This is a genomic window from Streptomyces sp. NPDC053673 (assembly GCF_055585225.1).
The window spans coordinates 16,097-40,226 of sequence record NZ_JBVJKN010000002.1 but is presented as its reverse complement, the minus strand read 5'-3'; the positions used below and the strand labels follow the sequence as shown (position 1 = coordinate 40,226).

Sequence of the window (24,130 nt, the reverse complement as noted above, 5' to 3'; positions counted from 1 at the left end):
GAACGGCCTGAATGATCGACGTTCGGCCGCACGCTATTGGTTCCCGACAGGTTCGGGCCAGGGGCTTCACTGCCGGCCGGACCGGCGCGCGACCACGCCGGAAGGCCGGTCAGACCAGCGCGCGGCCCAGCAGATACACGGCGGGCGCCGCGGCCGTGAGCGGCAGGGCGATACCGGCGGTCATGTGGACGAAGCGCGACGGGTAGTCGTAGCTGGCCACCCGCAGGCCCACGAGCGCGCACACCCCGGCTCCGAGGCCCAGCAGCGCGCCGTCCGCGCCCACGCCGGTGACCCCGCCCGCCGCGACACCGGCGCCCGCGGCGGCCAGCAGCGCCACCACGACGGACGCGGCACCCGGCAGCGGCAGCGCACGCGCGGCGGTCGCGGCCGCGACCGCCGTACCTCCGATGACCACCGCGTCCGGCACGGCCGCGAGATACCCGGCCGCGACGATCGTCAGCGCGGCCGACGCGACCGTCGCCATGAGGCCGGACATCCGCTCGTCCGGGGAGGCGTGGCTGCGCAGCTGCAGCACGAGCGTGAGCAGCACCCAGACGCCGAGGGTCCCGATGATCGCGGCCGGGGCGTGCTCCCGGCCCGCGGTGAGCAGCGCGATGTCCGCGGCGAAGCCGCCGGCGAAGGCGAGGGCGATGCCCTGGCGGGCGGGCCACATGCCGTTCAGCCGGAACCAGCCGGCGGCGGTGAGGGCCTGCAGCATGATCAGCGGAACGAGCAGCAGATACGGCGAGGCGCCGGCGGTCGCCGCGAGCAACAGGCCGATCGCGGCCGTCAGCCCGGCGGGCTGCATCCCCGGCGCGATGATCGGCGAACGCCCCTCGGCACGAGCCCGCTGCGCATCGGTGATCCGGGCGTTGCCCATGGTCGTGGGCGCGCTGTACGCGGGCTCCTCGCCGGCCGGAGACACGGCCTGCGGCTCATGGGCGGCACGCTGCGGCTCGTGTGCGACGGGTGCGGCCGGTGCGACCGGTGCCTCGGGAGGCAGCGGGTACGCCCCGGAAGGCGTCTGCGGAGGCACATATGCCGTCTCGGCGGCGGCCTGCCCGTACGGAACGGGCATACCGGGCTGGGGCTGCTGCGGGTGCTGCACGGGCTGGACCGTCGGCTGGTAATGCGTGTCCCAGGTCTGGCCCTCCCACGTCTGTGTGACGTTGGGGTCCTGGTGGTTCTGCCCGTACGGGTCGTGGTCGTACGAACCGTACGGATACTGCTGATCGCTGCTCATGATGTGCGGTTCACCCTCCTGCGAACGGCGGGAGCACCTCGACCGTGCCGCCCTCGGCAAGCCGTACGGTCTCATGGCCGCGGGTCCCGACAGGGTCACCGTCGACCAGGAACGAACACCGCTGGAGTACCCGGACGAGCTCGCCCGGGTGCCTCTCGCGGGCGGCGTCCAGCGCTTCGGCCAGGTTCTCTGCGGCGTACGGCTCCTCGGCCACGCCCGCGGCGGCCTTGGCCGCGGCCCAGTAGCGGATGGTCCCCGCTGCCATGGCGACACCCCTCTCAGCGGCTCGTCTCTTCGGCTCGTCGACTGTCCATGATGGGCTATGCCCGGACGAGCCAGTTCGCGAGGCGCCCCAGCAGCTCGTCGTCCGCCGCGTTCTCGGCGTGGCCCATGCCCGCCTCCAGCCAGAGCTCGGACGGCCCGGCGGCGGCGAGCATCCTCGGATGGTCCAGCGGAAAGTACGGGTCGCGGTCGCCGTGGACGATCAGCAACGGGGTCGGAGCGATGAAGGGGACCGCCTGGACCGGGGAGAGCGGGACCGGGTCCCTCCCCCTACGCCGCTGCGGGCGTGGGAGGACCCCCACCTCGTGGTGGATCCGGGTGCCGAGGCCGTACCGCCCCACCAGGCGTCCGACGGGCCGGGTGACCACCCAGTGCAGCCGCCGCATCGGGGCGGTACCGCGGTAGTACCAGCGGGCGGGCGCACTGACCGCGGCGACGGCGTCCGTGGCTGCGAGCGCGTCCGTGGCTGCGAGGGCATCCGTGGCTGCGGGGGCGTCGCGTGCTCCGGTGAGCCCCTCGTGCGCCCCCGGAGCCGCGCCGTCCGCCGTCCCGTACAGCGCCGCATGCCGAAGCACCACCGATCCGCCCATCGAGAAGCCCACCGTCACCACCCGCCGGTGTCCGAGGGAGCGGGCCCACGCCACCGCCGCGGCCAGATCCAGCACCTCGCGGTCGCCCACCGTGGAGCGGCCGCCGGACCTTCCGTGACCACGGAAGGAGAAGGTGACGACGGACGCGTGGGCCGCGAAGACCCGTGCCGCCCGCCGTACCGCCGGCCGGCCCACCGACCCGGTGAAACCGTGCGCGACGACGATCGCCGTGCCGTCGGCACCGGTCGTGCACGGCTCATGGACGGCCTCGATACGGACTCCGTCGGAGGTCCGCAAAGTTGCGCGCTGCGGACTCCGGGTGATCGAAGAAACATCCAGAGTGTGAAATCGCCCCACCGATACGGAACTCATGTGGGCTATTCTCTGGGAAGAGGATCCGGGCGACGCAGCCCCCGGGTCCTTTTGTGTTTCCTGTCCGTTGTTACAGGCAGGTGAACGAAACGATCGCGGAACCCCGGGGCGCGGGGGCCGCGGCCGGGAAAGAAGCAGTGCCGTAAACGTCCTCGCAGGGACCGAGGAGGAACCGACGTTATGGGCGAGCGAACCGTGCACGACCGAGAGACGACGACCCAGGCAGGAACGACGACCCAGGCAGGTGGGACGCGATGAGTTCTCTGCTGCTCCTCACCAACGCCCTCCAGCCGTCCACGGAGGTGCTTCCCGCGCTCGGCCTGCTGCTCCACAACGTGCGGGTGGCCCCCGCCGAGGGCCCGGCCCTCGTCGACACCCCCGGCGCCGACGTGATCCTGGTCGACGGCCGGCGCGATCTTCCCCAGGTGCGCAGCCTCTGCCAGCTGCTCCGCTCCACCGGGCCCGGCTGCCCGCTGCTCCTCGTCGTCACGGAGGGCGGTCTCGCGGCCGTCACCGCCGACTGGGGCATCGACGACGTACTGCTGGACACCGCGGGTCCCGCCGAGGTGGAGGCCCGTCTGCGGCTCGCCATGGGCCGGCAGCAGATCACCGCCGACGACTCCCCCATGGAGATCCGCAACGGCGATCTCTCGGTCGACGAGGCTACGTACAGCGCGAAGCTGAAGGGCCGGGTCCTGGACCTCACCTTCAAGGAGTTCGAGCTGCTGAAGTATCTGGCCCAGCACCCCGGCCGGGTCTTCACCCGGGCCCAGCTCCTGCAGGAGGTCTGGGGCTACGACTACTTCGGCGGTACGCGCACGGTCGACGTGCACGTACGGCGGCTGCGCGCCAAGCTCGGCCCCGAGCACGAGTCCCTGATCGGCACCGTACGGAACGTGGGATACCGCTTCGTCACTCCGGAGAAGGTGGAGCGGGCCGCGGAGGAGGCCGCCGCGAAGGCGAAGCAGGCCGCCGCGGATTCCGTCACCCGGCCGGCGGACCGGGTCGCGGACGATGTCGAGAACGCCGAAGCGGCCGTACGCCCTGCCCAGAGGTAGGTCACCACGCGTAGACTGCCGCGCGTGGCCAAGGTGACGCGAGACGACGTTGCGCGACTGGCGGGTACTTCGACCGCTGTCGTGAGTTACGTCATCAACAACGGACCCCGGCCGGTCGCCCCGGCCACGCGCGAGCGGGTACTCGCCGCGATCAAGGAGCTGGGCTACCGGCCCGACCGGGTCGCGCAAGCGATGGCCTCGCGGCGTACGGACCTCATAGGCATGATCGTTCCGGATGCCCGGCAGCCGTTCTTCGCGGAGATGGCGCACGCCGTGGAACGGGCCGCTGCCGACCGCGGAAAGATGGTGCTCGTCGGCAACTCGGACTACCGCGACGAGCGCGAGGTCCACTATCTGCGGGCCTTCCTCGGGATGCGGGTCGCCGGACTGATCCTGGTCAGCCAGGGACCGAGCGAGCGTGCGGCGGCCGAGATCGAGGCGTGGGACGCCCGGGTGGTGCTGCTGCACGAGCGGCCCGAGGCGATCGACGACGTCGCGGTCGTGACGGACGACATCGGCGGCGCGCAGCTCGCCACCCGGCATCTGCTGGAGCACGGCCATCCGTACGTCGCCTGTCTCGGCGGGGTCGAGTCGACCCCGGCGGTGGGCGACCCGGTGGCCGACCACGTCGAGGGCTGGCGGCGCGCGATGCTGGAGTCCGGGCGGTCGACGGAGGGCCGGCTCTTCCAGGCCCCGTACAACCGCTACGACGCGTATGTCGTCGCGCTGAAGCTCCTGTCCGGGCCCGACCGGCCGCCGGCGATCTTCTGCGCCACGGACGACCAGGCGATCGGTGTCCTGCGGGCGGCACGCGAGCTGCGGATCGACGTACCGGGGGAGCTGGCGGTGGCCGGCTTCGACGACGTCAAGGAAGCGGCGCTGACCGATCCGCCCCTGACCACGATCGCCTCCGACCGCCCGGCGATGGCCCGCGCGGCGGTGGATCTGGTCCTCGACGACGGACTGCGGGTGGTCGGCTCGCGCCGCGAGCGGGTGAAGCAGTTCCCCTCGGCCCTGATAGTCCGCCGCTCCTGCGGCTGCGAAGTCTGAACCCCGGGGGCTACGGGGCACCTCCGGGCCAGGCTCCGCGGCGCGCAAGCCACCGCATCCCGCCAGGGTGCAGGCCCCCGCCCCGGGCACGGCACTCCCCGGCGCCCACCCGCCGCGCGAAGCCGCCACGTCACCGGACGGACCCCCGCGGCGCGCAAGCCGGGCGCAAGGCCCCCGCCCCAGGAACGGCACCCCCGGGCCCGAGCCCCGCGGCGAGTGCCGGACGGTCCCCGCGGCGCGCGAGCTGCCGCACCCTGGGGGCTACGGGGGCTGTCGCCCCCGTGTCCCGTCAGGGTTTCGGGGAGGGGCGGGGTGGGGGGAATCCCGCTCGGGCCCGGCCCTTACATCGGGCATACACGCTTCTGTCGGGCTTCTCAGTCCGTCCTCAGAGCGTTCTCATGAACCCGCCCGAGAGTCGTCACCATGACGGACCACTACCGCAGCAGCGGCGACGAGGGCACGCACCCGCAGCAGTACCCGTACGCGGGGTTCGGGGACTCGGGGCACGGGGGCTACCCGCCGCCGCCCCCGCACGCACCCACGCCCCTGCAATCACCCGCACCCGCCGCCCCGGCCCACGCGGCGCCGGCCCACGCGGCGCCGTCACCCCGCGCCAAGCGGCCCGTCGCGCTGCTCGTCGCCGTCGCGATCGTCGCCGCGGCTGTGGGCGGCGGGGCGGCCACGCTGGTGGAGAGGTTCACCGGGGAGGGCGGCGGGGCCGGCGGGACCGGGGTCACCGGGACCAATGTGTCGCGGAGCAGCAAGGGCACCGTCGCGGGCGTCGCCCAGGCCGTCTCCCCCAGCATCGTGGAGATCAACGCGACGACCACCTCCGGCCGGTCCACCGGCTCCGGCGTGATCATCACCGCGGACGGCGAGATCATCACCAACAACCACGTGATCGCCGGCGCCGACTCGGTCAAGGTCCGGCTCAGCGACGGCAAGACGTACACCGCGGACATCGTCGGCACCGACCCGGACAAGGACCTCGCCCTGATCAAGCTCAAGGGCGCGACCGGGCTGAAGGCCGCCGCCCTCGGCGACTCCAGCAGCCTCAAGGTCGGCGACGAGGTCGTCGCGATCGGCTCCCCCGAGGGCCTCACCGGCACCGTGACCAGCGGCATCGTGTCGGCCCTCGACCGCGATGTGACCGTGGCCAAGGACGAGGGGAAGCAGCCCCAGCAGGACCCGCGGGAGGGCTGGCCCTTCGAGTTCGGCGGGCGGGAGTTCAACGGGGACACCGGCGACTCCAAGACCACTTACAAGGCAATCCAGACCGACGCCTCGCTCAACCCCGGCAACTCCGGCGGCGCCCTGATCAACATGAACGGCGAGATCATCGGCATCAACTCGGCCATGTACTCGCCGAGTTCGTCGAGCGGCTCGACCGCGGGCAGCGTCGGCCTCGGCTTCGCCATCCCGATCGACACGGTCAAGGCCGACCTGGACAACCTCCGCTCCGGTTCCTCCGACTGACCACGTGCGAGGCTGGCTCCATGACGACCACACCCGGTGAAGGCGAACGCATCCTCATCGTCGACGACGAACCCGCCGTACGCGAGGCGCTCCAGCGCAGCCTCGCGTTCGAGGGGTACGCCACCGAGGTCGCGGTCGACGGCATCGACGCCCTCGCCAAGGTGGAGTCGTACGCGCCCGACCTCGTCGTACTGGACATCCAGATGCCGCGCATGGACGGGCTGACCGCCGCCCGCCGCCTCCGCTCCGCAGGCTCCACCCTGCCGATCCTGATGCTCACCGCGCGCGACACCGTCGGCGACCGTGTCACCGGCCTCGACGCGGGTGCCGACGACTATCTGGTCAAGCCGTTCGAGCTCGACGAGCTGTTCGCGCGAATCAGGGCGCTGCTGCGACGCAGCTCGTACGCCGCCGCGGCGGGCGCGGGCCGGGAGGAGTCCGGTGACGTCCTCTCGTTCGCCGATCTGCGGATGAACCTGGCGACCCGCGAGGTCACCCGCGGCCCGCGCCGCGTCGACCTGACCCGTACCGAGTTCACCCTCCTCGAACTGTTCCTGGCGCATCCACGACAGGTGCTCACCCGGGAGCAGATCCTCAAGTCCGTCTGGGGCTTCGACTTCGAGCCGAGCTCCAATTCGCTGGATGTGTATGTGATGTATCTGCGCCGCAAGACAGAGGCGGGGGGCGAGCCGCGCCTGGTGCACACGGTGCGCGGGGTCGGCTACGCGCTGCGGGAGGGGTCGCCGGAGTGATCCGCAGATTCCGGGCGCTGCCGTTGCGGTCGCGGCTGGCACTGCTGACGGCGAGCGCGGTCGCGGCGGCGGTGGCGGCGGTCGCGGCGGCATGCTGGCTGCTGGCCGGCGCACAGCTGCAGCACGAGCTCGACACGTCACTGCGGAACACCGAAGCTCCCGCCGGCGATGTGCTCGCCACCTGGAGCGCCTGCCGCAGCCCGAGCCCCAAGCCTCCCGGGGTCGGGAAGAACTTCGCCTACGTCCAGATCGTCGGCCCTGACGGGTCCCGCTGCGTGTCGGCGTACTCGGAGCCCGTGAAGGTGCAACAGGAGGACATCGCCGTCGCCCGGGGCTTCACGGACAACGTGCTGCACGGCAGCACGACCGACGACGGCGACGACGTTCAGGTGCACACCAAACGGATGCAGGTGCCCGGCGGGATCGAACTCACCGTGTCCGTCGCCCGCCCCCTCAAGGAGATCGACACCGCACTCAACCGCCTCGCCCTCCTCCTCACCTTCCTCGCGGGCGCCGGTGTCGTCGCCGCCGGTGCCGCCGGCCTGTGGGTGGCCCGCACCGGGCTGAAGCCGGTCGACCGCCTCACCGAGGCCGTCGAGCACGTGGCCCGCACCGAGGACCTGACCGTACGCATCCCGGCCGAGGGCGACGACGAGATCGCCCGGCTGTCCCGCTCCTTCAACCAGATGACCGGCGCGCTCGCCACCTCCCGCGACCGGCAGGCGCAGCTGATCGCCGACGCGGGGCACGAGCTGCGGACCCCGCTGACGTCGCTCCGTACGAACATCGAGCTGCTGGCCCGCAGCGAGGAGACGGGCCGGGCGCTTCCGCCCGGGGACCGCGCGGCGCTGCTGGCTTCGGTGAAGGCGCAGATGACGGAGCTGGCCGCGCTGATCGGCGATCTGCAGGAGCTGTCGCGGCCGGACAGCGCGACGCCCGGTCCGGTCCAGGTCGTCGCGCTGCACGACATCGCGCGGACGGCGCTGGAGCGGGCCCGGCTGCGCGGCCCGGGGCTGACCGTCACCGCCGAGCTGCGGCCCTGGTACGTACGGGCCGAGCCGGCGGCGCTGGAGCGCGCCGTGGTGAACGTGCTGGACAACGCGGTGAAGTTCTCCCCGCCGCGCGGGTCGGTCGAGGTGCTGCTGGACCGCGGTGTGCTGACCGTCCGCGACCATGGGCCGGGGGTGCCGCCGGAGGATCTCCCGCATGTCTTCGAGCGGTTCTGGCGTTCCCCGTCGGCCCGTGCGCTGCCCGGTTCGGGCCTCGGTCTGTCGATCGTGGCCCGGACCGTGCAGCAGTCCGGCGGCGAGGTGGAGCTGCGGCCGGCGGAGGGCGGTGGCACGGTCGCGGTGATCACCCTGCCGGGGGCTCCGACGCCGCCGCCGTCAGTTGTGGCGGATCAGCGAGTCGACCAGCCCTGAGCGGGTGTTGGGGTAGTCCATCGGCACGATGCCGAGGCCCTTCCAGCCGCTCGCGGTGCCGTCCAGGAAGCCGTGGACGCGCGGGTTGAGGTTGTCGGAGTTCCAGCGCGGCGGCAGGGACGCGGACGTGCTGACGAAGTTGATGAAGAGCTTGCCGGGCTGCTCGGCGGCCTTGCGGAAGTGGGCCTCGATCTTCGGGTACTTGTTCCACGGCGGGGCGTTCCAGTCGTCCTGGATGTCGAAGACGCCGCCGTCCCACCATTTGACGCCGGGCAGCCCGCCGTTGTCGGCGATGAGGACGACCTTGCCGCGGGCTTGGCCGAGGGACGGGAGGGTGTCGCCGATACGGAAGAGGGGCCGCCAGCCCCGGTTGTCGAGGTAGTCGTCGAAGATGCCGCGGAAGGTGGCGTCGCTGTCCGTCGAGTACTCCTGCTTGACCCGCATGAGGACGGTCTCGGAGGGGTGGGCGTTCAGGAAGTCGCGGCAGGCGATGAGCACATCGCCGAACATCATGTTCTGGTAGGCGGCGCCGTGGTGGATGGCGAACGAGCCTCCGGTGACCCGGCACCGCACGTCGAGGAAGCGGATGCCGTAGTTCAGCTGCTCGAAGATGGTCGTGTTCTGGCACTCGGCCCAGAGCCCGCCGAAGCGGGCGCCCGAGTCGTGGGTGCCGGGGATCGTCAGTGTCCCCAGTGCCCTGCCGCTGTCGATGCCGCTCATCCAGTCCTGGGTGCCCAGTGCGCGCTGCGGGGCAGCACCGGCGGGTGCTGCCCCGATGAGGGCGGTGGCGGACGCGACCGCCGCGCCCGTGAGGAAACCACGTCTGGTCAGGGACATGTGCCGTCTCCTTCGTCGGCCTCCGCGATGTGGGGGGTCGCGGTCGGCAGACGGGATGATGACAGACATGCCCATGACACAAAACGGCTTGCGCGGAAAACGGAGAACATCCGAGGGGCGGCAGGCCGATGGCCCGCCGCCCCTCAGTGGCACTGCCCGTTACTTGACGACCGTGATCCGGCCGGTGGCCGGCGGCGCCAGCGGGGCGCCCGCGCTGGAGTGCGCGGCGAAGTAGGCGATGAGGACGTCCAGGTCGGACGCACCCACCAGCTTGTTCTTGTGCTCCTTCAGGACGGTGAAGCCGTCGCCGCCGCCCGCGAGGAACTCGTTCATCGCGACCCGGTAGGTCTTCGCCGGGTCGATCGCCTCGCCGTTCAGCTTCACCGAGCCGGCCACGATCCGGTCGGCGCCGGTCTTCGTCATGTCCAGGGTGTAGGTGAAGCCCTTCGACACCTGGAGGATCTTCGGGGCGGCCTGGTTCGGGCCGCTGACCTGCTGCTGGAGCGCGGTGATCAGCTGGGCACCGGTCAGGTCGACGGCCGTCATCATGTTGGTGAACGGCTGCACGGTGAACGCCTCGCCGTACGTCACCACACCGTCGCCCTCACTGCCGGACGCCTTGTGGACCAGGGGTGCGCGGACGCCGCCCGGGTTCATCAGCGCGAGCTGCGCGCCGCCCTTGTCGGCCGGTGCGAGGCCCTCCAGCTGCGCGTCCGCGATGAGATTGCCGAGCGGCTTCTCGGGCGCGTCGAAGGGGTTCTCGATGTCGGCGGAGATGTAGCCGACGGGCCGGCTCGCGATCGGCGCGGCCAGCGTGTTCCAGCGGTCGATCAGCCGGGTCATGTCGGCGGCCTTCGGCACGTCACGGGTGACGACGTGGTTCGCGGACGCCACGGACGTACGGACGATGTCCTTGGTGCGACGGTCGTACGTGAGCGTCGTGTCCGTGTACAGCTTGCCGAACGAGGCCGCCGAGGTGACGGTGCGCGGCTTGCCGGACGGGTCCGGGATGGTGCACGCGTACGCCTGGTGGGTGTGACCCGTGACCAGCGCGTCGACCTGCGGGCTGACCTTCTTGGCGATGTCGACGATCGGGCCGGAGATGCCGTCGCCGGGGCCGGGGCTGTCGCAGTTGTAGTTGTACGAGCCCGAGGCCGGCGCGCCGCCCTCGTGGAGGAGGGCGACGATCGACTTCACGCCCTTGCGCTCCAGCACCTTGGTGTACTTGTTGATCGTCTCGATCTCGTCGCCGAACTTGAGGCCCTTGATGCCCTCGGCGTTGACGATGCTCGGCGTGCCCTCCAGCGTGACGCCGATGAAGCCGATCTTGACCCCGTTCTTCTCCCAGATGAAGTACGGGTCGAGCATCGGCCGGCCGGTCTTCTCGTTCGTCACATTGGCGGCGAGGTACGGGAAGTCGGCGCCCCGGAACTTCTTGCCCTCCTCGAAGCAGCCCTCGGTGGCGTGGCAGCCGCCGTTCTGCATCCGGGCGAGCTCCTTGGCGCCCTCGTCGAACTCGTGGTTGCCGACGGAGGTCACATCGAGCTTCAGCTTGTTCAGCGCCTCGATGGTCGGCTCGTCGTGGAAGAGCCCGGAGAGCAGCGGCGAGGCGCCGATCATGTCACCGGCCGCGGCGGTGATGGAGTACTTGTTGCCCTCGCGGGCCGTGCGCAGGTGGGTGGCGAGGTACTCGACACCGCCCGCGTCGATGGTCTTGGTGGTGCCGTCCTCGTTGGTGTGGGTGACCCGTCCGGCCGAGCCGGCAGGCGGCTGCAGATTGCCGTGGAGGTCGTTGAAGGACAGCAGCTGTACGTCGACAGTGCGACCGTACCCGTGGCCGTGTCCCTTGCCGCGGTCCTGACCGGTACCGCGGTCGTGCGCCCCGGCGGGCATCGCGGCGACCAGTGCGCCCACGGTGGTCAGTCCGGCGACGGCCGCGAGTGCGCGGCGGCGCTTCTGGTGCGATGTCGCTGACATCTGTCCCCTTGTCAGTTCAGCGTGACAACTGTGCTCAGCCGGGCAGCCTAGAGTCAACGCGCGTAGCGCGACAGGGGGTATCGGGTTACGAGCTGGTTTCTGATCGGGTGCGTCCGGCGCCGTACCCTCGTCGTATGACCGACTCAGCCGCCCCCGCCCTAGAGCCCGGCCGACAGATCCAGACGCTCGACGAGCTCACCCCCGATCAGGCCGAAGCCGTACTCCACCTGCTGTCCGTCGCCGCCCGCGCCGACGGGATGCAGGCCGTCTCCGAGCAGGGCCGGCTCCAGCTGCGCCACGGGCGGCGCGAGGGCGTGCGCCACTTCCTGCTCACCGTCGCCGGGGATCTCCGCGGCTACGCCCAACTGGAGGACACCGACCCGGTGGAGGCCCCGGCGGCCGAGCTGGTCGTCCACCCCGGCCACCGTGGCCGCGGCCACGGCCGGGCGCTCGGCAATGCCCTGCTGGCGACGTCCGGCAAGCGGCTGCGCATGTGGGCGCACGGCGGCAAGTCCGCGGCCCGCCACCTCGCACAGGTCCTCGGGCTGACGCTCTTCCGCGAACTGCGCCAGCTGCGTCGCTCGTTGAGCCCGCTCGACATCCCGGATCCGGTCCTCCCCGAGGGGGTGACGATCCGTTCCTTCGTCCCCGGCCAGGACGACGCCGCCTGGCTCGCGGTCAACGCGGCGGCCTTCGCCCACCACCCCGAGCAGGGCGCACTGACCCAGCGCGACCTCGGCGACCGCAAGGAGGAGCCCTGGTTCGACCCCAAGGGCTTCTTCCTCGCCGAGCGCGAGGGCGAGCTCCTCGGCTTCCACTGGACGAAGGTCCACGCGGAGGAACAGCTCGGCGAGGTCTACGTCCTCGGCATCCGCCCGGACGCCCAGGGCACCGGCCTCGGCAAGGCCCTGACCGCGGTCGGCCTGCGCCACCTCGCGTCCCAGGGCCTGCCGACGGCGATGCTGTACGTCGACGCGGACAACACGGCGGGACTGCGGGTGTACGAGGGGCTGGGCTTCACCACGCACGAGGTGGATCTGATGTACCGCACGGAGACGTGAACCGGCCCTGAAGACACGACCCGGACAGGGCCTGGGAGCCGGTCGCAGGAGAACCACAGGGGGCGGTTGACACCGCCCCCTTTCTTCCACCACCCTTTCACTACTTGATTAGTGAAAGGGTGGTGAAACGTGATCGAGTACCGGATCGACCGGCGCAGTGGCATCGCCACCTACGTGCAGATCGTGCAGCAGACGAAACAGGCCCTGCGGCTTGGCCTGCTGGAGCCCGGCGACCGCCTGCCCACCGCCCGCGAGGTGGTGGAGGCCACCGCCATCAACCCGAACACCGTGCTCAAGGCCTACCGCGAGCTGGAGCGCGAAGGCCTCGTCGAGGCCCGCCGCGGCCTCGGCACCTTCGTACGGAAGTCACTGGGCGGCGGCCCCGCCGACTCGCCCCTGCGCGGCGAACTCACCGACTGGGCGGCTCGCGCCCGCGCGGCGGGCCTGGAGCGGGACGACGTGGCCGCGCTCTTCACCGCCGTACTCGACGAGCACTTCACGCAACACGACCAGGGGGACGACGCATGACCGGCACGGCACTCGAAGCCATGGGCCTCGGCAGGAGGTTCGGCCGAGGACTCGGCAAGGGACCCGGCAGGGGAGCCGGCAGGGGCGCCGGCCCGGGACTCCGGCACACCTGGGCGCTGCGGGACTGTTCCTTCCGGCTGCCCGCGGGCCGGATCTGCGCCCTCGTCGGCCCCAACGGGGCGGGAAAGTCCACCCTGCTGACGCTCGCGGCCGGCCTGCTGCGGCCCACCGAGGGCAGCGTCCGCGTCCTTGGCACCGACCCCGCCGCCGCCCGCGAACAGCTCGCGTACGTCGGCCAGGACAAGCCGCTCTTCCCTCAGCTCACGGTCGCCGACACCCTGCGCATGGGCCGCGAACTCAACCCCGGCCGCTGGGACGACACCGCCGCCCGGCGGATCGTCGACTCCGGAGACCTCGACCCGGCGGCTCGCGTCCGCACGCTCTCCGGGGGCCAGCGCACCCGCGTGGCCCTCGCCCTCGCCATCGGCAAGCGCCCCCGGCTGCTGCTGCTGGACGAACCGACCGCGGACCTCGACCCGCTCGGCCGCCACCAGCTCATGGGCACCCTGATGGCCGACGCCGCCGAGCACGGCACCACCGTGGTCATCTCGTCGCACATCCTCTCCGAGCTGGAGAACACCTGTGACTACGTCCTGCTCGTCGACCACGGCCGGATCCGTCTCGGCGGCGACACCGAGGACCTGCTGGCCGCGCACCGCCTGGTGACCGGACCGGTGCGCGACCTCGCGCCGCACACCGTCGTCGAATCCCGCACGACAGGACGTCAGCTGACCGCGCTGGTACGCCCCGAAGGCCCTCTCCACGGCGACTGGCAGTCCGCGGCCCCTTCGCTGGAAGACCTGCTGCTGGCCCATCTCCGCTCCCCGGACACACCGGCACTGCTCACCCCGTCCGCCGAGTGGGTCGCCGCATGAACGCCCTCACCACCGGATTGACGGGCCTGCGCTGGGTCGTCGTCCACCAGCACCGGCGCGCCCTGTGGACGGTGCTCGGCCTCCTGGCCCTGGGCTGCGGCACCCTGGCCGTCCTGCGCCTCATGTTCGCCTCCGGGCTCGCCGCGTCGGACCCGCACGCCGGTCCGTACGACGAGCTCCTGATCGCCCTCGACTACGGCAGCACGGCCGTCATGCTGGCGCCGCTGCTCATCGCGGTGTACGTGGCCGGGCCGCTCATCGCCCGCGAGATGGAGACCGGCGCCTACCGGGTGGCCTGGACCCAGTCCGTGACGCCGCAGCGCTGGCTGACCACGAAACTGACCCTCACCACCGCGGTCGTGCTGGCCGGGGTCACCGTGTTCGTGGCCGTCTTCCGGTGGAGCCGGACCCCGGTCAGCGAAAGTGCCTTCCTGCCGCTGTGGTCCAAGCAGATCTACGCGGCATACGGCACGACCGCCGTGGCGTACGCACTGCTGGCCGTCGCCGTCGGCACGCTCACCGGGCTTCTTGTGCACCGCGCTCTCGCCGCGATGAGCATCGCCGGCCTCGTGACCGGCACGGTCATGCTGACCCTCGGCACTCTCCGATACAGCCTCTGGCCGACAGAGATCATCACCGGACGGCCCCTGGAACACCCCCGCGACGCCTGGTGGGTGGCGACCGGCAATCTCGACACAGCGGGCGAGCGTGTCTCCGCGGTCCACTGCACCGGCTACCGGGACCCCTGCTGGACCTGGGAGGGCGGCGTCACCGACTTCGCCGAGATCCACCCGTCCACCCACTTCTGGCCGATCCAGCTGGTCGAGACCGGCATCGTGCTGGCGCTCACCGCCGCGGCGGCGTTCGCCGCCCTCCGGGTCCTGCGCCGGCTGCACGCCTGAGGAGCACACCGATGACCAGAACCACCCAGCACACTCCGCCGACCGGACCGGTCCGCAGGCCGCTCGGCCCCCCGGCCGCCGAACCGCCCACGACGAACCGCCGACCGACCGTGGAGGCAACAGCATGAGCACCCTCGCCGCCAGGGGACTGGCCCGGACCGTGCTCCGGCTGCACCGCAGCGCCCTGCTGCTGTTCGGGGTCTTCCTCGCGCTGTCCGCCGCCGGGCTGGCCTTCCTGCGGTTCGCCGGGCCGAAGACCGAGCGCATGCTGTCGGCCTGCGCCGGCGACGGGGGACCATGCCCGCCGTCCCTCCTGCGGGACTGGCTCGATGTCGGCGCCAACATGAGCTCCGCCGCCACCGTGATCGCCTGGCTGCCCCTCGCCGTGGCCTTCTTCGCGGGTGCGGTGCTCATCGGCGCGGAACTGGAGCGCGGCACGGCCGGCCTCGCCTGGACACAGACCGTCACCCCGGCCCGGTGGCTCGCCGCCAAACTCGCCGTCCCCGCCGTGATGATCACCGGAGGCGTCACGGCCCTCTGCCTGCTCTACCGCTGGGCCCGTGGCGCCCTCGGGAACTCCCTGGGCGACGAGTGGTACTACACCGATGTCTTCCTGGCGCTGGGCCCGGCGTTGCTCGCCTATCACCTGCTCGCCCTCGCCACCGGCGCGCTCGCGGGCCTGCTGATCCGGCGCGCCCTGCCGGCCGGGGGACTCGCCCTCGCCGTCACCGGGCTCGTGATGATGGCCGCCGACGTCTGGCGGGACCGGCTCTGGCCGACGGCCGAAGTGGTGTGGAGGGATTCACGGGGCGGGCTCCCGGGCAGCGCCTGGCAGATGGAGAACGGCCTGGTCACCGCCACCGGACAACGGGTCGAGCAGTGCTGGGAGCCGCATGTGGCGATGCCGCCGGGCTGCCACCCCGGAACCGGCATCCGCGAGTGGTACGCCGTCTTCCACCCCGCGTCCCACTTCTGGCCGATCCAGCTGGTCGAGACCGGCATCGTGCTGGCGCTCACCGCCGCAGCGGCGTTCGCGGCCTTCCGGGTCCTGCGCCGACTGCACGCCTGACGGGCGTGCCCGCGCGGGCGTGGTGGACGGGGGTCTTCACATCCGCGCGGGCGGTCGCCGGACGCCCCGGAGCGGGGCGGTCGCCGGACGCCCCGGAGCGGAATCCGCCCCGCGGAGGACAGGGCACCGCCCCCGCAACTCCTGGGCGCCACGCCCCCGCTTGCCCAGGTGTCATGTTCTCGTTACCAGGCATTCAGGGATCCTTGCGACCCTCACTGAATGCAGCCCGCCGTGCCCCCAGCCCCGCGAAATGGGCATCCTCCCTCCACGACGGCCCGCTCCGGCGCGCCCAACCACCCATTTGCGCGGAAGAATGGGGCCATGAGTCAGCAGCCCGCCGAGGTACCGGTCCAGCACGTCCAGCCGTCCGTGGGCTCCATTGCCGCGCACCGCCCCCACACGGTGTCCGCCGCGGTGTCCGACCTGGAGCCCGACATCGATGCCGACCTCGACATCTACGAGGAGGACGGCGAGGGGGCCGAGCTGCCCCAGGGCCGCTTCCTGGACCGTGAGCGCAGCTGGCTCGGGTTCAACGAACGGGTGCTGGAGCTTGCCGAGGACCCCGCGACACCCCTCCTCGAACGAGCGAATTTCCTCGCGATCTTCGCCTCGAACCTCGACGAGTTCTTCATGGTCCGGGTCGCCGGACTGAAGCGCCGCATCGCGACCGGCGTCGCCACCCGATCGGCCTCCGGTCTGCAGCCCCGCGAGGTCCTGGAACTGATCTGGAACCGCTCCCGGGAGCTCATGGCCCGGCACGCCGCGTGCTACCAGCAGGACGTCGCGCCGGCTCTCGCCGACGAGGGCATCCACCTCATCCGCTGGCCCGAGCTCACCGAGAAGGAGCAGGCCCGGCTCTTCACCCTGTTCCGGCAGCAGATCTTCCCGGTCCTCACGCCGCTGGCCGTGGACCCCGCGCACCCGTTCCCGTACATCTCGGGGCTCTCGCTCAACCTCGCCGTCGTCGTACGCAACCCGGTCAGCGGCCACCGCCACTTCGCCCGGGTCAAGGTCCCGCCGCTGCTGTCCCGCTTCCTGGAGGCGTCGCCGCAGCGGTACGTCCCGCTCGAGGACGTCATCGCGGCGCACCTGGAGGAGCTCTTCCCCGGCATGGAGGTGCTCGCGCACCACATGTTCCGGGTGACCAGGAACGAGGACCTGGAGGTCGAGGAGGACGACGCCGAGAACCTGCTCCAGGCCCTGGAGAAGGAGCTGCTGCGCCGCCGCTTCGGCCCGCCGGTGCGCCTGGAGGTCGAGGAGTCCATCGACCCGTACGTCCTGGACCTGCTGGTACGCGAACTGAAGATCTCCGAGTCCGAGGTCTATCCGCTGCCCGGGCCGCTGGATCTGACCGGCCTGTTCGGAATCGTCTCGCAGGACCGGCCCGAGCTGAAGTACCCGAAGTTCGTCGCCGGCACCCACCGCGACCTCGCCGAGGTCGAGTCCGCGTCCGCGCCCGACATCTTCGCGGCGCTGCGCGAGCGCGACGTGCTGCTGCACCACCCGTACGACTCGTTCTCGACCTCCGTCCAGGCCTTCCTGGAGCAGGCCGCCGCCGACCCGGACGTCCTCGCGATCAAGCAGACGCTGTACCGGACCTCCGGCAAGTCCCCGATCGTCGACGCACTGATCGACGCCGCCGAGTCGGGCAAGCAGGTCCTCGTCCTCGTCGAGATCAAGGCGCGCTTCGACGAGCAGGCCAACATCAAGTGGGCGCGGAAGCTGGAGGAGGCCGGCTGCCACGTCGTCTACGGGCTCGTCGGCCTGAAGACGCACTGCAAGCTGTCGCTGGTCGTCCGCCAGGAGGGCGAGACGCTGCGCCGCTACTCGCACGTCGGCACCGGCAACTACCACCCGAAGACCGCGCGGCTGTACGAGGACCTCGGCCTGCTCACCGCGGACCCGCAGGTCGGAGCCGACCTGTCCGACCTGTTCAACCGGCTCTCCGGCTACTCGCGCCGCGAGACGTACCGCCGGCTGCTGGTCGCCCCGAAGTCGCTGCGCGACGGGCTGATAGCCCGGATCAACAAGGAGGCCGCCCACCACCGGTCGGGCCGCCCCGCGTACGTCCGTATCAAGGTCAACTCGATGGTCGACGAAGCGATCATCGACGCGCTGTACCGGGCGTCCCAGGCCGGTGTACCGGTGGACATCTGGGTACGCGGCATCTGCGCGATCCGTCCCGAGGTCACGGGCCTCTCCGAGAACATACGGGTCCGCTCGATCCTCGGCCGCTTCCTGGAGCACTCGCGGATCTTCGCCTTCGGCAACGGGGGCGAACCCGAGGTCTGGTTCGGCAGTGCCGACATGATGCACCGCAACCTCGATCGCCGTATCGAGGCCCTCGTCCGGGTCACCGACCCGGCGCACCGCGCGGCCCTGACCCGGCTGCTGGAGACCGGCATGTCCGACTCCACCTCGTCCTGGCATCTCGGCCCGGACGGCGAGTGGACCCGGCATGCCACGGATCCGGACGGCCAGCCGCTGCGGCACGTACAGGAAATGCTCATAGACGCCCGGAGGCGCCGGCGTGCACAGCCCTGACCTTCCCCTGGTGCCGCGGGGGGCCGGCGCCGACCAGGTCCTGGCCCGGTATCTGCACACTCAGGCCGGCGACTTCCTCCGCAGCCTGCGGCTGCACGGCGAGAGCGGTGCGGACACGGCCGGCGCGGAGATGGCCGCCCGGTCCCTGCGCCGTGCCGCCCGCCGTATCGGCGGCACCCTCCACACCTTCCGCCCGCTGCTGGATCACGCCTGGGCGGACCAGCTCCGTACCGAGCTCGCCTGGCTCTCCGGCGTCCTCGCCTCCGAGCACGCCTGCACGGCCCGGCTGGCCCGCCTCCTCGATGCCCTCGCCCGCCTCTCGGGCACGGCTCCGGTCCCGGCGGCCCGGGTCCCGGACGGCGACAGCGACAGCGACAGCGACGGCGACACGGAAGCTCCGGCCGCGCCGGCCGCAGCCACCGGCGGAGCGGCCGAGGCCGGACGCGGCACGCTCACCGTCGGGGCCGCGCGTGCCGGCGCCCTGCTGGAGCGGCAGCTGACGCTCGGGCGGACCCGGGCGCACTCCGCCGCGCTGCAGGCGCTCGGCTCCTCGCGGTTCCACGCGGTCGCCGACGCGGTCGCGCTGCTCGCCTCCGAGGTGCCGCTGGCAGGGACCGCGGCCGCGCCCGGTGCCGCCCTGGCCGGGCAGGCCGACGTCGCCGAGCGCAGGCTCCTGGAGGCGGTCACGGTGCTGCCGCTGGCCCGCGCGGCACACCCGTACAACGCGGAGGCACTGGTCCACGGCCTGGCCGCCGCCTCCGCGGGCGAGGCCCAGGACGCCCCGTGGCACCAGGTGCGACAGCTGCTGCGGCTGCACCGGTACGCGCGCGAGGTACTGTCCTCCGTCGACGGCGGGCCCGCCCCGGACCCGCACCTCGCCGTCGCGGGCCGGACCCTGGACCGGCACCGGGACGCCGCGGAAGCCGCCGCGGCCGCCGCGGCGGCGGCGCGCACTCCCCGTATCGCCCCGGCCACGGCATACGCTCTCGGTGTGCTCCACGCCGACCAGCGGCACGAGGTCGAGGCCGCCCGCTTCGCCTTCCAGCAGATCTGGCAGGAGGCAGCTCCCGGACCGGACGGGCCCCTGGGAAAGCAGGCGGTGGCCGCGCCATGAACGGCGGCATGGAAGGCGAAGTGGTGATCCTCGCGGCAGGCTGCGTGTTGTGGCGCCGCCCGCCTTCTGGTCACGGGATTGAGATCGCCCTGGTTCATCGCCCCAAGTGGGATGACTGGTCCCTCCCGAAGGGCAAGTTGAAACGGCAGGAGGACGCACGTGACGGTGCGGTGCGCGAGGTACTGGAAGAAACCGGAATGACCTGCGCTCTGGGACCGGAACTGCCCACCGTCCGGTACGTGGTCGGCGACCGCCCCAAGGAGGTCCGCTACTGGGCGGCAGAGGCCATCGACGGCTCGTTCGTGCCGAACCGCGAGGTGGACCGCCTGCTGTGGCTGCCTCCTGCTGCCGCACAGAGCCACCTGACGCAGGACAGGGACAAAGAGCTGGTCACCGTCCTTCTCAGCACCCTTCACTTCCCTCACGCCACGAGACCTTGAGCAGAGCGGGATCGAACGGGGCGACTCCCTTGCAGTTGGCATCTCCGCACCGGTAGTAGTCGCCGCTCATGGACTCCGACGGCGGAGCCCCCCTCCCCCCTCCTCGAGGTCACGCGCAGATAAAGACAGAACCCCATCGACCGACAGGGTTCACCTCCCGTTCACCACCACCCGTCGACGGCTTCACCTGTTCTGCCTAATTTCGGGCTTACACGGTGACCGGCTCCCTGCCGCACCGAACACCCCGACGCACGCCGTCGTACAACGTCGAGGACAAGCAGAAGTCCCCGGCGGAGTCCAGGCGGCTCCTTGGAAGGAACACCCGAAAGTGAAGCTTCAGCGCAAGAACGGGCTTCGCGCCGCAGCGCTCGGTGCCCTCGCCGTTTCCGGCGCCCTGGTTCTCACGGCGTGCGGCTCGGACGACAACGCCGGTGGCACTGGTGGCACCAGCGGCGGCAAGACCAACGCCGCGTCGAACATCAAGTGCGGCGACGCCAAGGGCCAGCTGCTGGCCTCCGGTTCCAGCGCGCAGAAGAACGCCATGGACCTGTGGGTCAAGAACTACATGGCCGCCTGCACCGGCGTCGAGGTCAACTACAAGTCGTCCTCCTCCGGTGAGGGCATCGTGGCCTTCAACCAGGGCACGGTCGGCTTCGCCGGCTCGGACTCGGCGCTCAAGCCCGAAGAGGTCGAGGACTCCAAGAAGATCTGCAAGACCGGCCAGGGCATCAACCTGCCGATGGTCGGCGGCCCGATCGCGATCGGCTACAACCTCCCGGGCGTGGAGAAGCTCGTCCTGGACGCCCCGACGATCGCCAAGATCTTCAACACCGACATCAAGAAGTGGAACGACCCGGCGATCGCCAAGCTGAACCCGGGCGCCAAGCTCCCGGACAAGGCGATCCAGCCCTTCCACCGCTCCGAGGACTCCGGCACCACCCAGAACCTCGGCAAGTACCTGGGCAAGGCCGCCAAGGACGCGTGGAAGTACGAGCCCGAGAAGAAGTGGCCCGCTCCCGGTGGCCAGGCCGCCCAGGGCTCCTCCGGTGTCGCGGCCCAGGTCAAGCAGGTCGAGGGTGCCATCGGCTACTTCGAGCTCTCCTACGCCACGTCGCAGAACATCCCGGCGGTCACCATCGCCACCGGCGCCTCCGCCCCGGTCGAGGCGACCTCCGAGAACGCGTCCAAGGCCATCGCCGCCGCCAAGATCAAGGGCACCGGCAAGGACCTGGCGCTCGACCTCGACTACACCACCAAGGCCGAGGGTGCCTACCCGATCGTCCTGGTGACCTACGAGGTCGTCTGCGACAAGGGCAACAAGGCCGACACGCTGAACACGGTCAAGTCCTTCCTGACCTACACCGCCTCCGACGAGGGCCAGAAGGTCCTGTCCGAGGCCGGCTACGCCCCCATCCCGACCGAGATCAACGCCAAGGTCCGCGAGACGGTCAACGGCCTCTCGTAACCCGGCGTCATAAGGCGACGGCCGGTCCGGAGCACCACTCCGGGCCGGCCTCCCGCCACATCCGGTGCACCGCCGCCAGGGAAGCCGCGAATCCGCGGGCACTTCCCCCACCCAGACCGGAAAGATCATGGCTTCCACTACACCCATAGAGACACCACCGGCCAAGCCGGCAGCCTCGCGCCGAGCCACGTCCACCGGCCGCGCGGGCGACAAGGTCTTCCTGGGCCTCTCCCGCGGCTCGGGCATTCTGCTGCTCGTGATCATGGCGTCCATCGCCGTGTTCCTCAGCTACCGCGCAGCGCTCGCGATCTCCAAGGACGAAGGCAACTTCTTCACGACCTTCGACTGGAACCCGGCGGGCGACCCGCCGGTCTTCGGCATCGCCGTCCTGCTCTTCGGCACGGTCGTCAGCTCGATCATCGCGATGATCATCGCGGTTCCGATCGCTGTCGGTATCGCGCTGTTCATCTCCCACTACGCACCGCGCAGGGTCGCCGGGCCGCTCGCGTACATCGTCGACCTGCTCGCCGCCGTGCCGTCGATCATCTACGGCATCTGGGGCGCCCTCTTCCTGGTCCCGTACCTGGAGGGGCTGAACCTCTGGCTCGACGAGTACCTCGGCTGGACGTACATCTTCGAAAAGACCGAGGTCGGCGTCGCCCGCTCGCTCTTCACCGTGGGCATCCTGCTGGCGATCATGATCCTGCCGATCGTGACCAGCGTCAGCCGCGAGGTCTTCCTGCAGGTCCCGCGGATGAACGAGGAGGCCGCGCTCGCGCTCGGCGCCACCCGCTGGGAAGTCATCCGGATGTCGGTGCTCCCCTTCGGCCGCTCCGGCGTCATCTCCGCCTCGATGCTCGGCCTCGGCCGCGCGCTCGGCGAGACCATGGCCGTAGCGGCGGTACTCTCCCCGAGCTTCCTCATCTCGCTGCACATCCTGAACCCGGGCGGCGGCACGTTCGCCCAGAACATCGCCGCGAAGTTCGACGAGGCCAACGAGTTCGGCCGCGACGCCCTGATCGCCTCCGGTCTGGTCCTCTTCATCCTCACGCTGCTGGTCAACGGCGCCGCTCGACTGATCATCGCGCGCCGCAAGGAGTACTCGGGGGCGAACGCCTGATGAGCCACGCAACCATCGCCGACGCCCGCCCCTCCGGGCCCGCTCCGCACCGCAGGAACTCCCTGAGCCACCGCCGTCTCCCCCGCTGGGCCCAGCCCGTCTTCGCGGTCGTGTCCGTCGCACTCGGCATCGGCATCGGCACCGCCGCCGGCTGGGAGAGCCGCGTCCAGTGGGGTCTGATCGCGGCCCTGCTCTTCGTCGTCATCTCGTACGTGACCACGTCGGTCGTCGAGAACCAGCGCCAGGCCAGGGACCGCCTCGCCACCAGCATCGTCTGGGTGTGCTTCGTCCTCGCCGTCGTCCCGCTGCTCTCGCTGATCTGGGTCACCATCAGCCGCGGTGTGAAGGCCCTCGACGGATACTTCCTCACCCACTCGATGGCCGGCGTCCCCGGCTTCGAGCCCGGCGGCGGCGTCTACCACGCACTGATCGGCACGCTGGAGCAGATCGGTATCGCGACCGTGATCTCCGTGCCGATCGGTCTGCTGACCGCCGTCTACCTCGTCGAGTACGGCAAGGGCGCGCTCGCCAAGGCCGTGACCTTCTTCGTCGACGTCATGACGGGCATCCCGTCCATCGTCGCGGGTCTGTTCATCCTCTCGATCATGCTGATGGCCGGCCTTCAGCCGTCCGGATTCATGGGCTCGCTCGCCCTGACGATCCTGATGATCCCGGTCGTGGTCCGCTCCACCGAGGAAATGCTCAAGCTCGTTCCGAACGAGCTCCGCGAGGCCTCCCTCGCCCTCGGTGTCCCGAAGTACCGGACGATCCTGAAGGTGGTCATCCCCACCGCGGTCGGCGGAATCTCCACCGGCGTGATGCTCGCTGTCGCGCGTATCGCCGGTGAGACCGCCCCGATCTTCCTGCTTGTCTTCGGCAGCCAGCTGATCAACACCAACCCGTTCGAAGGCGCCCAGTCCTCGCTCCCCTTCTACATCTGGGAGCAGTACCGGGTCGGCAGCGAGGCGTCGTACGACCGCGCCTGGGCAGCCGCCCTCGTACTGATCGCCTTCGTCATGATCCTCAACCTGGTGGCCCGCGGCATCGCCCGCTGGAAGGCCCCGAAGACCGGCCGCTGACCGCGGCGATTTGGAAGTGATTTCAATGGCCAAGCGAATCGACGTCAGCGGCCTGTCCGCCTTCTACGGCTCCCACAAGGCCATCGAGGACATCTCGATGACCGTGGAGCCCCGCTCGGTGACGGCCTTCATCGGCCCCTCCGGCTGCGGAAAGTCCACGTTCCTGCGCACCCTGAACCGGATGCACGAGGTCACCCCCGGTGGCCGCGTCGAGGGCAAGGTGCTCCTGGACGACGAGAACCTGTACGGCTCGAACGTCGACCCGGTGGCGGTGCGCCGCACGGTGGGCATGGTGTTCCAGCGCCCGAACCCGTTCCCGACCATGTCGATCTTCGACAACGTCGCGGCGGGCCTGCGGCTGAACGGCTCCTACAAGAAGCGCCAGCTCGAGGAAGTCGTCGAGAAGTCCCTCAAGGGCGCGAACCTCTGGAACGAGGTCAAGGACCGTCTGAACAAGCCCGGCTCGGGCCTGTCCGGCGGCCAGCAGCAGCGTCTGTGCATCGCCCGCGCGATCGCGGTCGAGCCGGACGTCCTGCTGATGGACGAGCCCTGCTCCGCCCTCGACCCGATCTCGACCCTCGCGATCGAGGACCTGATCGGCGAGCTGAAGGAGCGCTTCACGATCGTCATCGTGACGCACAACATGCAGCAGGCGGCGCGCGTCTCCGACCGCACGGCGTTCTTCAACCTCTCGGCGGTCGGCCAGCCCGGTCGGCTCATCGAGATCGACGAGACCGAGCGGATCTTCTCCAACCCGTCCGTCCAGGCGACCGAGGACTACATCTCGGGCCGCTTCGGATAGGACACCCCGACTG

At 71.0% G+C, this 24,130-nt stretch carries 22 protein-coding genes; 17 read left to right on the top strand and 5 right to left on the bottom strand.

Features of this window, described 5'->3' with window-relative positions:
* Nucleotides 1–109 precede the first annotated feature (109 nt).
* The 3 genes from ACZ6ZQ_RS03325 to ACZ6ZQ_RS03315 are packed head-to-tail and all read right to left on the bottom strand — an operon-like array spanning nucleotide 110 to nucleotide 2,487.
* Nucleotides 110–1,243 carry a hypothetical protein gene (locus tag ACZ6ZQ_RS03325; RefSeq protein WP_469766858.1) on the bottom strand — a complete coding sequence of 378 codons (1,134 nt, stop codon included), beginning with the start codon at nucleotides 1,241–1,243 and terminating at the stop codon, nucleotides 110–112.
* 10 nt (nucleotides 1,244–1,253) lie between these two features.
* On the bottom strand, nucleotides 1,254–1,508 hold the full coding sequence (locus tag ACZ6ZQ_RS03320; protein WP_450718855.1) for a MoaD/ThiS family protein: 255 nt from the start codon (nucleotides 1,506–1,508) through the stop codon (nucleotides 1,254–1,256).
* A 55-nt stretch (nucleotides 1,509–1,563) separates the two neighbouring features.
* Nucleotides 1,564–2,487 (bottom strand): alpha/beta hydrolase, encoded by a 924-nt coding sequence (locus ACZ6ZQ_RS03315; RefSeq protein WP_469766857.1) that lies wholly within the window; start codon nucleotides 2,485–2,487, stop codon nucleotides 1,564–1,566.
* Nucleotides 2,488–2,741: 254 nt separating this feature from the next.
* Between ACZ6ZQ_RS03315 and ACZ6ZQ_RS03310 the strand changes: the two genes are divergently transcribed.
* The 5 genes from ACZ6ZQ_RS03310 (at nucleotide 2,742) to ACZ6ZQ_RS03290 (ending at nucleotide 8,244) form a co-directional block, all read left to right on the top strand.
* Entirely contained in the window at nucleotides 2,742–3,545 is an 804-nt protein-coding gene (locus tag ACZ6ZQ_RS03310; RefSeq protein WP_469766856.1) for a winged helix-turn-helix transcriptional regulator, read from the top strand.
* Between the two features lie 24 nt (nucleotides 3,546–3,569).
* A complete protein-coding gene (locus ACZ6ZQ_RS03305) occupies nucleotides 3,570–4,595 on the top strand; it encodes a LacI family DNA-binding transcriptional regulator (protein WP_469766855.1) in 1,026 nt (341 codons plus the stop codon).
* Nucleotides 4,596–5,018: 423 nt separating this feature from the next.
* Nucleotides 5,019–6,071, top strand: a complete 1,053-nt coding sequence (locus tag ACZ6ZQ_RS03300; protein ID WP_469766854.1) for a S1C family serine protease — start codon at nucleotides 5,019–5,021, stop codon at nucleotides 6,069–6,071.
* Between the two features lie 20 nt (nucleotides 6,072–6,091).
* Nucleotides 6,092–6,823, top strand: coding sequence for a response regulator transcription factor (locus ACZ6ZQ_RS03295; protein WP_469766853.1), 732 nt, complete (start codon nucleotides 6,092–6,094; stop codon nucleotides 6,821–6,823).
* Nucleotides 6,820–8,244 (top strand): sensor histidine kinase, encoded by a 1,425-nt coding sequence (locus ACZ6ZQ_RS03290; RefSeq protein WP_469766852.1) that lies wholly within the window; start codon nucleotides 6,820–6,822, stop codon nucleotides 8,242–8,244. The genes ACZ6ZQ_RS03295 and ACZ6ZQ_RS03290 overlap by 4 nt, the downstream gene beginning before the upstream one ends.
* On the opposite strand, the gene ACZ6ZQ_RS03285 is transcribed toward ACZ6ZQ_RS03290, so the two are convergent.
* Nucleotides 8,209–9,081: a phosphatidylinositol-specific phospholipase C gene (locus tag ACZ6ZQ_RS03285; protein ID WP_469766851.1), complete on the bottom strand. Its 873-nt coding sequence runs from the start codon at nucleotides 9,079–9,081 to the stop codon at nucleotides 8,209–8,211. The two genes, ACZ6ZQ_RS03290 and ACZ6ZQ_RS03285, sit on opposite strands and share 36 nt — an antisense overlap.
* 159 nt (nucleotides 9,082–9,240) lie before the next feature.
* On the bottom strand, nucleotides 9,241–11,058 hold the full coding sequence (locus tag ACZ6ZQ_RS03280) for a bifunctional metallophosphatase/5'-nucleotidase (RefSeq protein WP_469766850.1): 1,818 nt from the start codon (nucleotides 11,056–11,058) through the stop codon (nucleotides 9,241–9,243).
* A gap of 134 nt (nucleotides 11,059–11,192) precedes the next feature.
* Between ACZ6ZQ_RS03280 and mshD the strand changes: the two genes are divergently transcribed.
* The 12 genes from mshD (at nucleotide 11,193) to pstB (ending at nucleotide 24,117) form a co-directional block, all read left to right on the top strand.
* Nucleotides 11,193–12,119: a mycothiol synthase gene (gene mshD / locus ACZ6ZQ_RS03275; RefSeq protein ID WP_469766849.1), complete on the top strand. Its 927-nt coding sequence runs from the start codon at nucleotides 11,193–11,195 to the stop codon at nucleotides 12,117–12,119.
* A 129-nt stretch (nucleotides 12,120–12,248) separates the two neighbouring features.
* The gene (locus tag ACZ6ZQ_RS03270; RefSeq protein ID WP_469766848.1) at nucleotides 12,249–12,647 is read left to right on the top strand and encodes a GntR family transcriptional regulator; all 399 of its coding nucleotides are present in this window, start codon (nucleotides 12,249–12,251) and stop codon (nucleotides 12,645–12,647) included.
* On the top strand, nucleotides 12,644–13,582 hold the full coding sequence (locus ACZ6ZQ_RS03265; protein WP_469766847.1) for an ABC transporter ATP-binding protein: 939 nt from the start codon (nucleotides 12,644–12,646) through the stop codon (nucleotides 13,580–13,582). Before ACZ6ZQ_RS03270 ends, ACZ6ZQ_RS03265 begins: the two co-directional genes overlap by 4 nt.
* On the top strand, nucleotides 13,579–14,484 hold the full coding sequence (locus tag ACZ6ZQ_RS03260) for an ABC transporter permease (protein WP_469766846.1): 906 nt from the start codon (nucleotides 13,579–13,581) through the stop codon (nucleotides 14,482–14,484). The genes ACZ6ZQ_RS03265 and ACZ6ZQ_RS03260 overlap by 4 nt, the downstream gene beginning before the upstream one ends.
* A 124-nt stretch (nucleotides 14,485–14,608) precedes the next feature.
* Nucleotides 14,609–15,553 (top strand): ABC transporter permease, encoded by a 945-nt coding sequence (locus tag ACZ6ZQ_RS03255; RefSeq protein WP_469766845.1) that lies wholly within the window; start codon nucleotides 14,609–14,611, stop codon nucleotides 15,551–15,553.
* Between the two features lie 321 nt (nucleotides 15,554–15,874).
* A complete protein-coding gene (locus tag ACZ6ZQ_RS03250) occupies nucleotides 15,875–18,097 on the top strand; it encodes an RNA degradosome polyphosphate kinase (RefSeq protein ID WP_469766844.1) in 2,223 nt (740 codons plus the stop codon).
* On the top strand, nucleotides 18,084–19,211 hold the full coding sequence (locus tag ACZ6ZQ_RS03245; RefSeq protein ID WP_469766843.1) for a CHAD domain-containing protein: 1,128 nt from the start codon (nucleotides 18,084–18,086) through the stop codon (nucleotides 19,209–19,211). The genes ACZ6ZQ_RS03250 and ACZ6ZQ_RS03245 overlap by 14 nt, the downstream gene beginning before the upstream one ends.
* On the top strand, nucleotides 19,208–19,651 hold the full coding sequence (locus ACZ6ZQ_RS03240) for an NUDIX hydrolase (RefSeq protein WP_469766842.1): 444 nt from the start codon (nucleotides 19,208–19,210) through the stop codon (nucleotides 19,649–19,651). The genes ACZ6ZQ_RS03245 and ACZ6ZQ_RS03240 overlap by 4 nt, the downstream gene beginning before the upstream one ends.
* Nucleotides 19,652–19,979: 328 nt before the next feature.
* The gene (gene pstS / locus ACZ6ZQ_RS03235) at nucleotides 19,980–21,116 is read left to right on the top strand and encodes a phosphate ABC transporter substrate-binding protein PstS (RefSeq protein ID WP_469766841.1); all 1,137 of its coding nucleotides are present in this window, start codon (nucleotides 19,980–19,982) and stop codon (nucleotides 21,114–21,116) included.
* Between the two features lie 127 nt (nucleotides 21,117–21,243).
* Entirely contained in the window at nucleotides 21,244–22,236 is a 993-nt protein-coding gene (gene pstC / locus ACZ6ZQ_RS03230) for a phosphate ABC transporter permease subunit PstC (protein WP_469766840.1), read from the top strand.
* Nucleotides 22,236–23,315, top strand: coding sequence for a phosphate ABC transporter permease PstA (gene pstA / locus ACZ6ZQ_RS03225; protein WP_469766839.1), 1,080 nt, complete (start codon nucleotides 22,236–22,238; stop codon nucleotides 23,313–23,315). The genes pstC and pstA overlap by 1 nt, the downstream gene beginning before the upstream one ends.
* Nucleotides 23,316–23,340: 25 nt before the next feature.
* Nucleotides 23,341–24,117: a phosphate ABC transporter ATP-binding protein PstB gene (gene pstB / locus ACZ6ZQ_RS03220; protein ID WP_469766838.1), complete on the top strand. Its 777-nt coding sequence runs from the start codon at nucleotides 23,341–23,343 to the stop codon at nucleotides 24,115–24,117.
* Nucleotides 24,118–24,130: the final 13 nt, after the last annotated feature.

What these genes read in the sequence shown, in the direction of transcription:
- pstC (WP_469766840.1), top strand. Translation starts at nt 21,244, where the DNA reads ATGGCTTCCACTACACCCATAGAGACACCACCGGCCAAGCCGGCAGCC.
- ACZ6ZQ_RS03320 (WP_450718855.1), bottom strand. Translation starts at nt 1,508, where the DNA reads ATGGCAGCGGGGACCATCCGCTACTGGGCCGCGGCCAAGGCCGCCGCG.
- pstB (WP_469766838.1), top strand. Translation starts at nt 23,341, where the DNA reads ATGGCCAAGCGAATCGACGTCAGCGGCCTGTCCGCCTTCTACGGCTCC.
- mshD (WP_469766849.1), top strand. Translation starts at nt 11,193, where the DNA reads ATGACCGACTCAGCCGCCCCCGCCCTAGAGCCCGGCCGACAGATCCAG.
- ACZ6ZQ_RS03285 (WP_469766851.1), bottom strand. Translation starts at nt 9,081, where the DNA reads ATGTCCCTGACCAGACGTGGTTTCCTCACGGGCGCGGCGGTCGCGTCC.
- ACZ6ZQ_RS03260 (WP_469766846.1), top strand. Translation starts at nt 13,579, where the DNA reads ATGAACGCCCTCACCACCGGATTGACGGGCCTGCGCTGGGTCGTCGTC.
- ACZ6ZQ_RS03300 (WP_469766854.1), top strand. Translation starts at nt 5,019, where the DNA reads ATGACGGACCACTACCGCAGCAGCGGCGACGAGGGCACGCACCCGCAG.
- ACZ6ZQ_RS03315 (WP_469766857.1), bottom strand. Translation starts at nt 2,487, where the DNA reads ATGAGTTCCGTATCGGTGGGGCGATTTCACACTCTGGATGTTTCTTCG.
- ACZ6ZQ_RS03265 (WP_469766847.1), top strand. Translation starts at nt 12,644, where the DNA reads ATGACCGGCACGGCACTCGAAGCCATGGGCCTCGGCAGGAGGTTCGGC.
- ACZ6ZQ_RS03255 (WP_469766845.1), top strand. Translation starts at nt 14,609, where the DNA reads ATGAGCACCCTCGCCGCCAGGGGACTGGCCCGGACCGTGCTCCGGCTG.
- ACZ6ZQ_RS03295 (WP_469766853.1), top strand. Translation starts at nt 6,092, where the DNA reads ATGACGACCACACCCGGTGAAGGCGAACGCATCCTCATCGTCGACGAC.
- ACZ6ZQ_RS03310 (WP_469766856.1), top strand. Translation starts at nt 2,742, where the DNA reads ATGAGTTCTCTGCTGCTCCTCACCAACGCCCTCCAGCCGTCCACGGAG.
- ACZ6ZQ_RS03325 (WP_469766858.1), bottom strand. Translation starts at nt 1,243, where the DNA reads ATGAGCAGCGATCAGCAGTATCCGTACGGTTCGTACGACCACGACCCG.
- pstA (WP_469766839.1), top strand. Translation starts at nt 22,236, where the DNA reads ATGAGCCACGCAACCATCGCCGACGCCCGCCCCTCCGGGCCCGCTCCG.
- ACZ6ZQ_RS03280 (WP_469766850.1), bottom strand. Translation starts at nt 11,058, where the DNA reads ATGTCAGCGACATCGCACCAGAAGCGCCGCCGCGCACTCGCGGCCGTC.
- ACZ6ZQ_RS03240 (WP_469766842.1), top strand. Translation starts at nt 19,208, where the DNA reads ATGAACGGCGGCATGGAAGGCGAAGTGGTGATCCTCGCGGCAGGCTGC.
- ACZ6ZQ_RS03250 (WP_469766844.1), top strand. Translation starts at nt 15,875, where the DNA reads ATGAGTCAGCAGCCCGCCGAGGTACCGGTCCAGCACGTCCAGCCGTCC.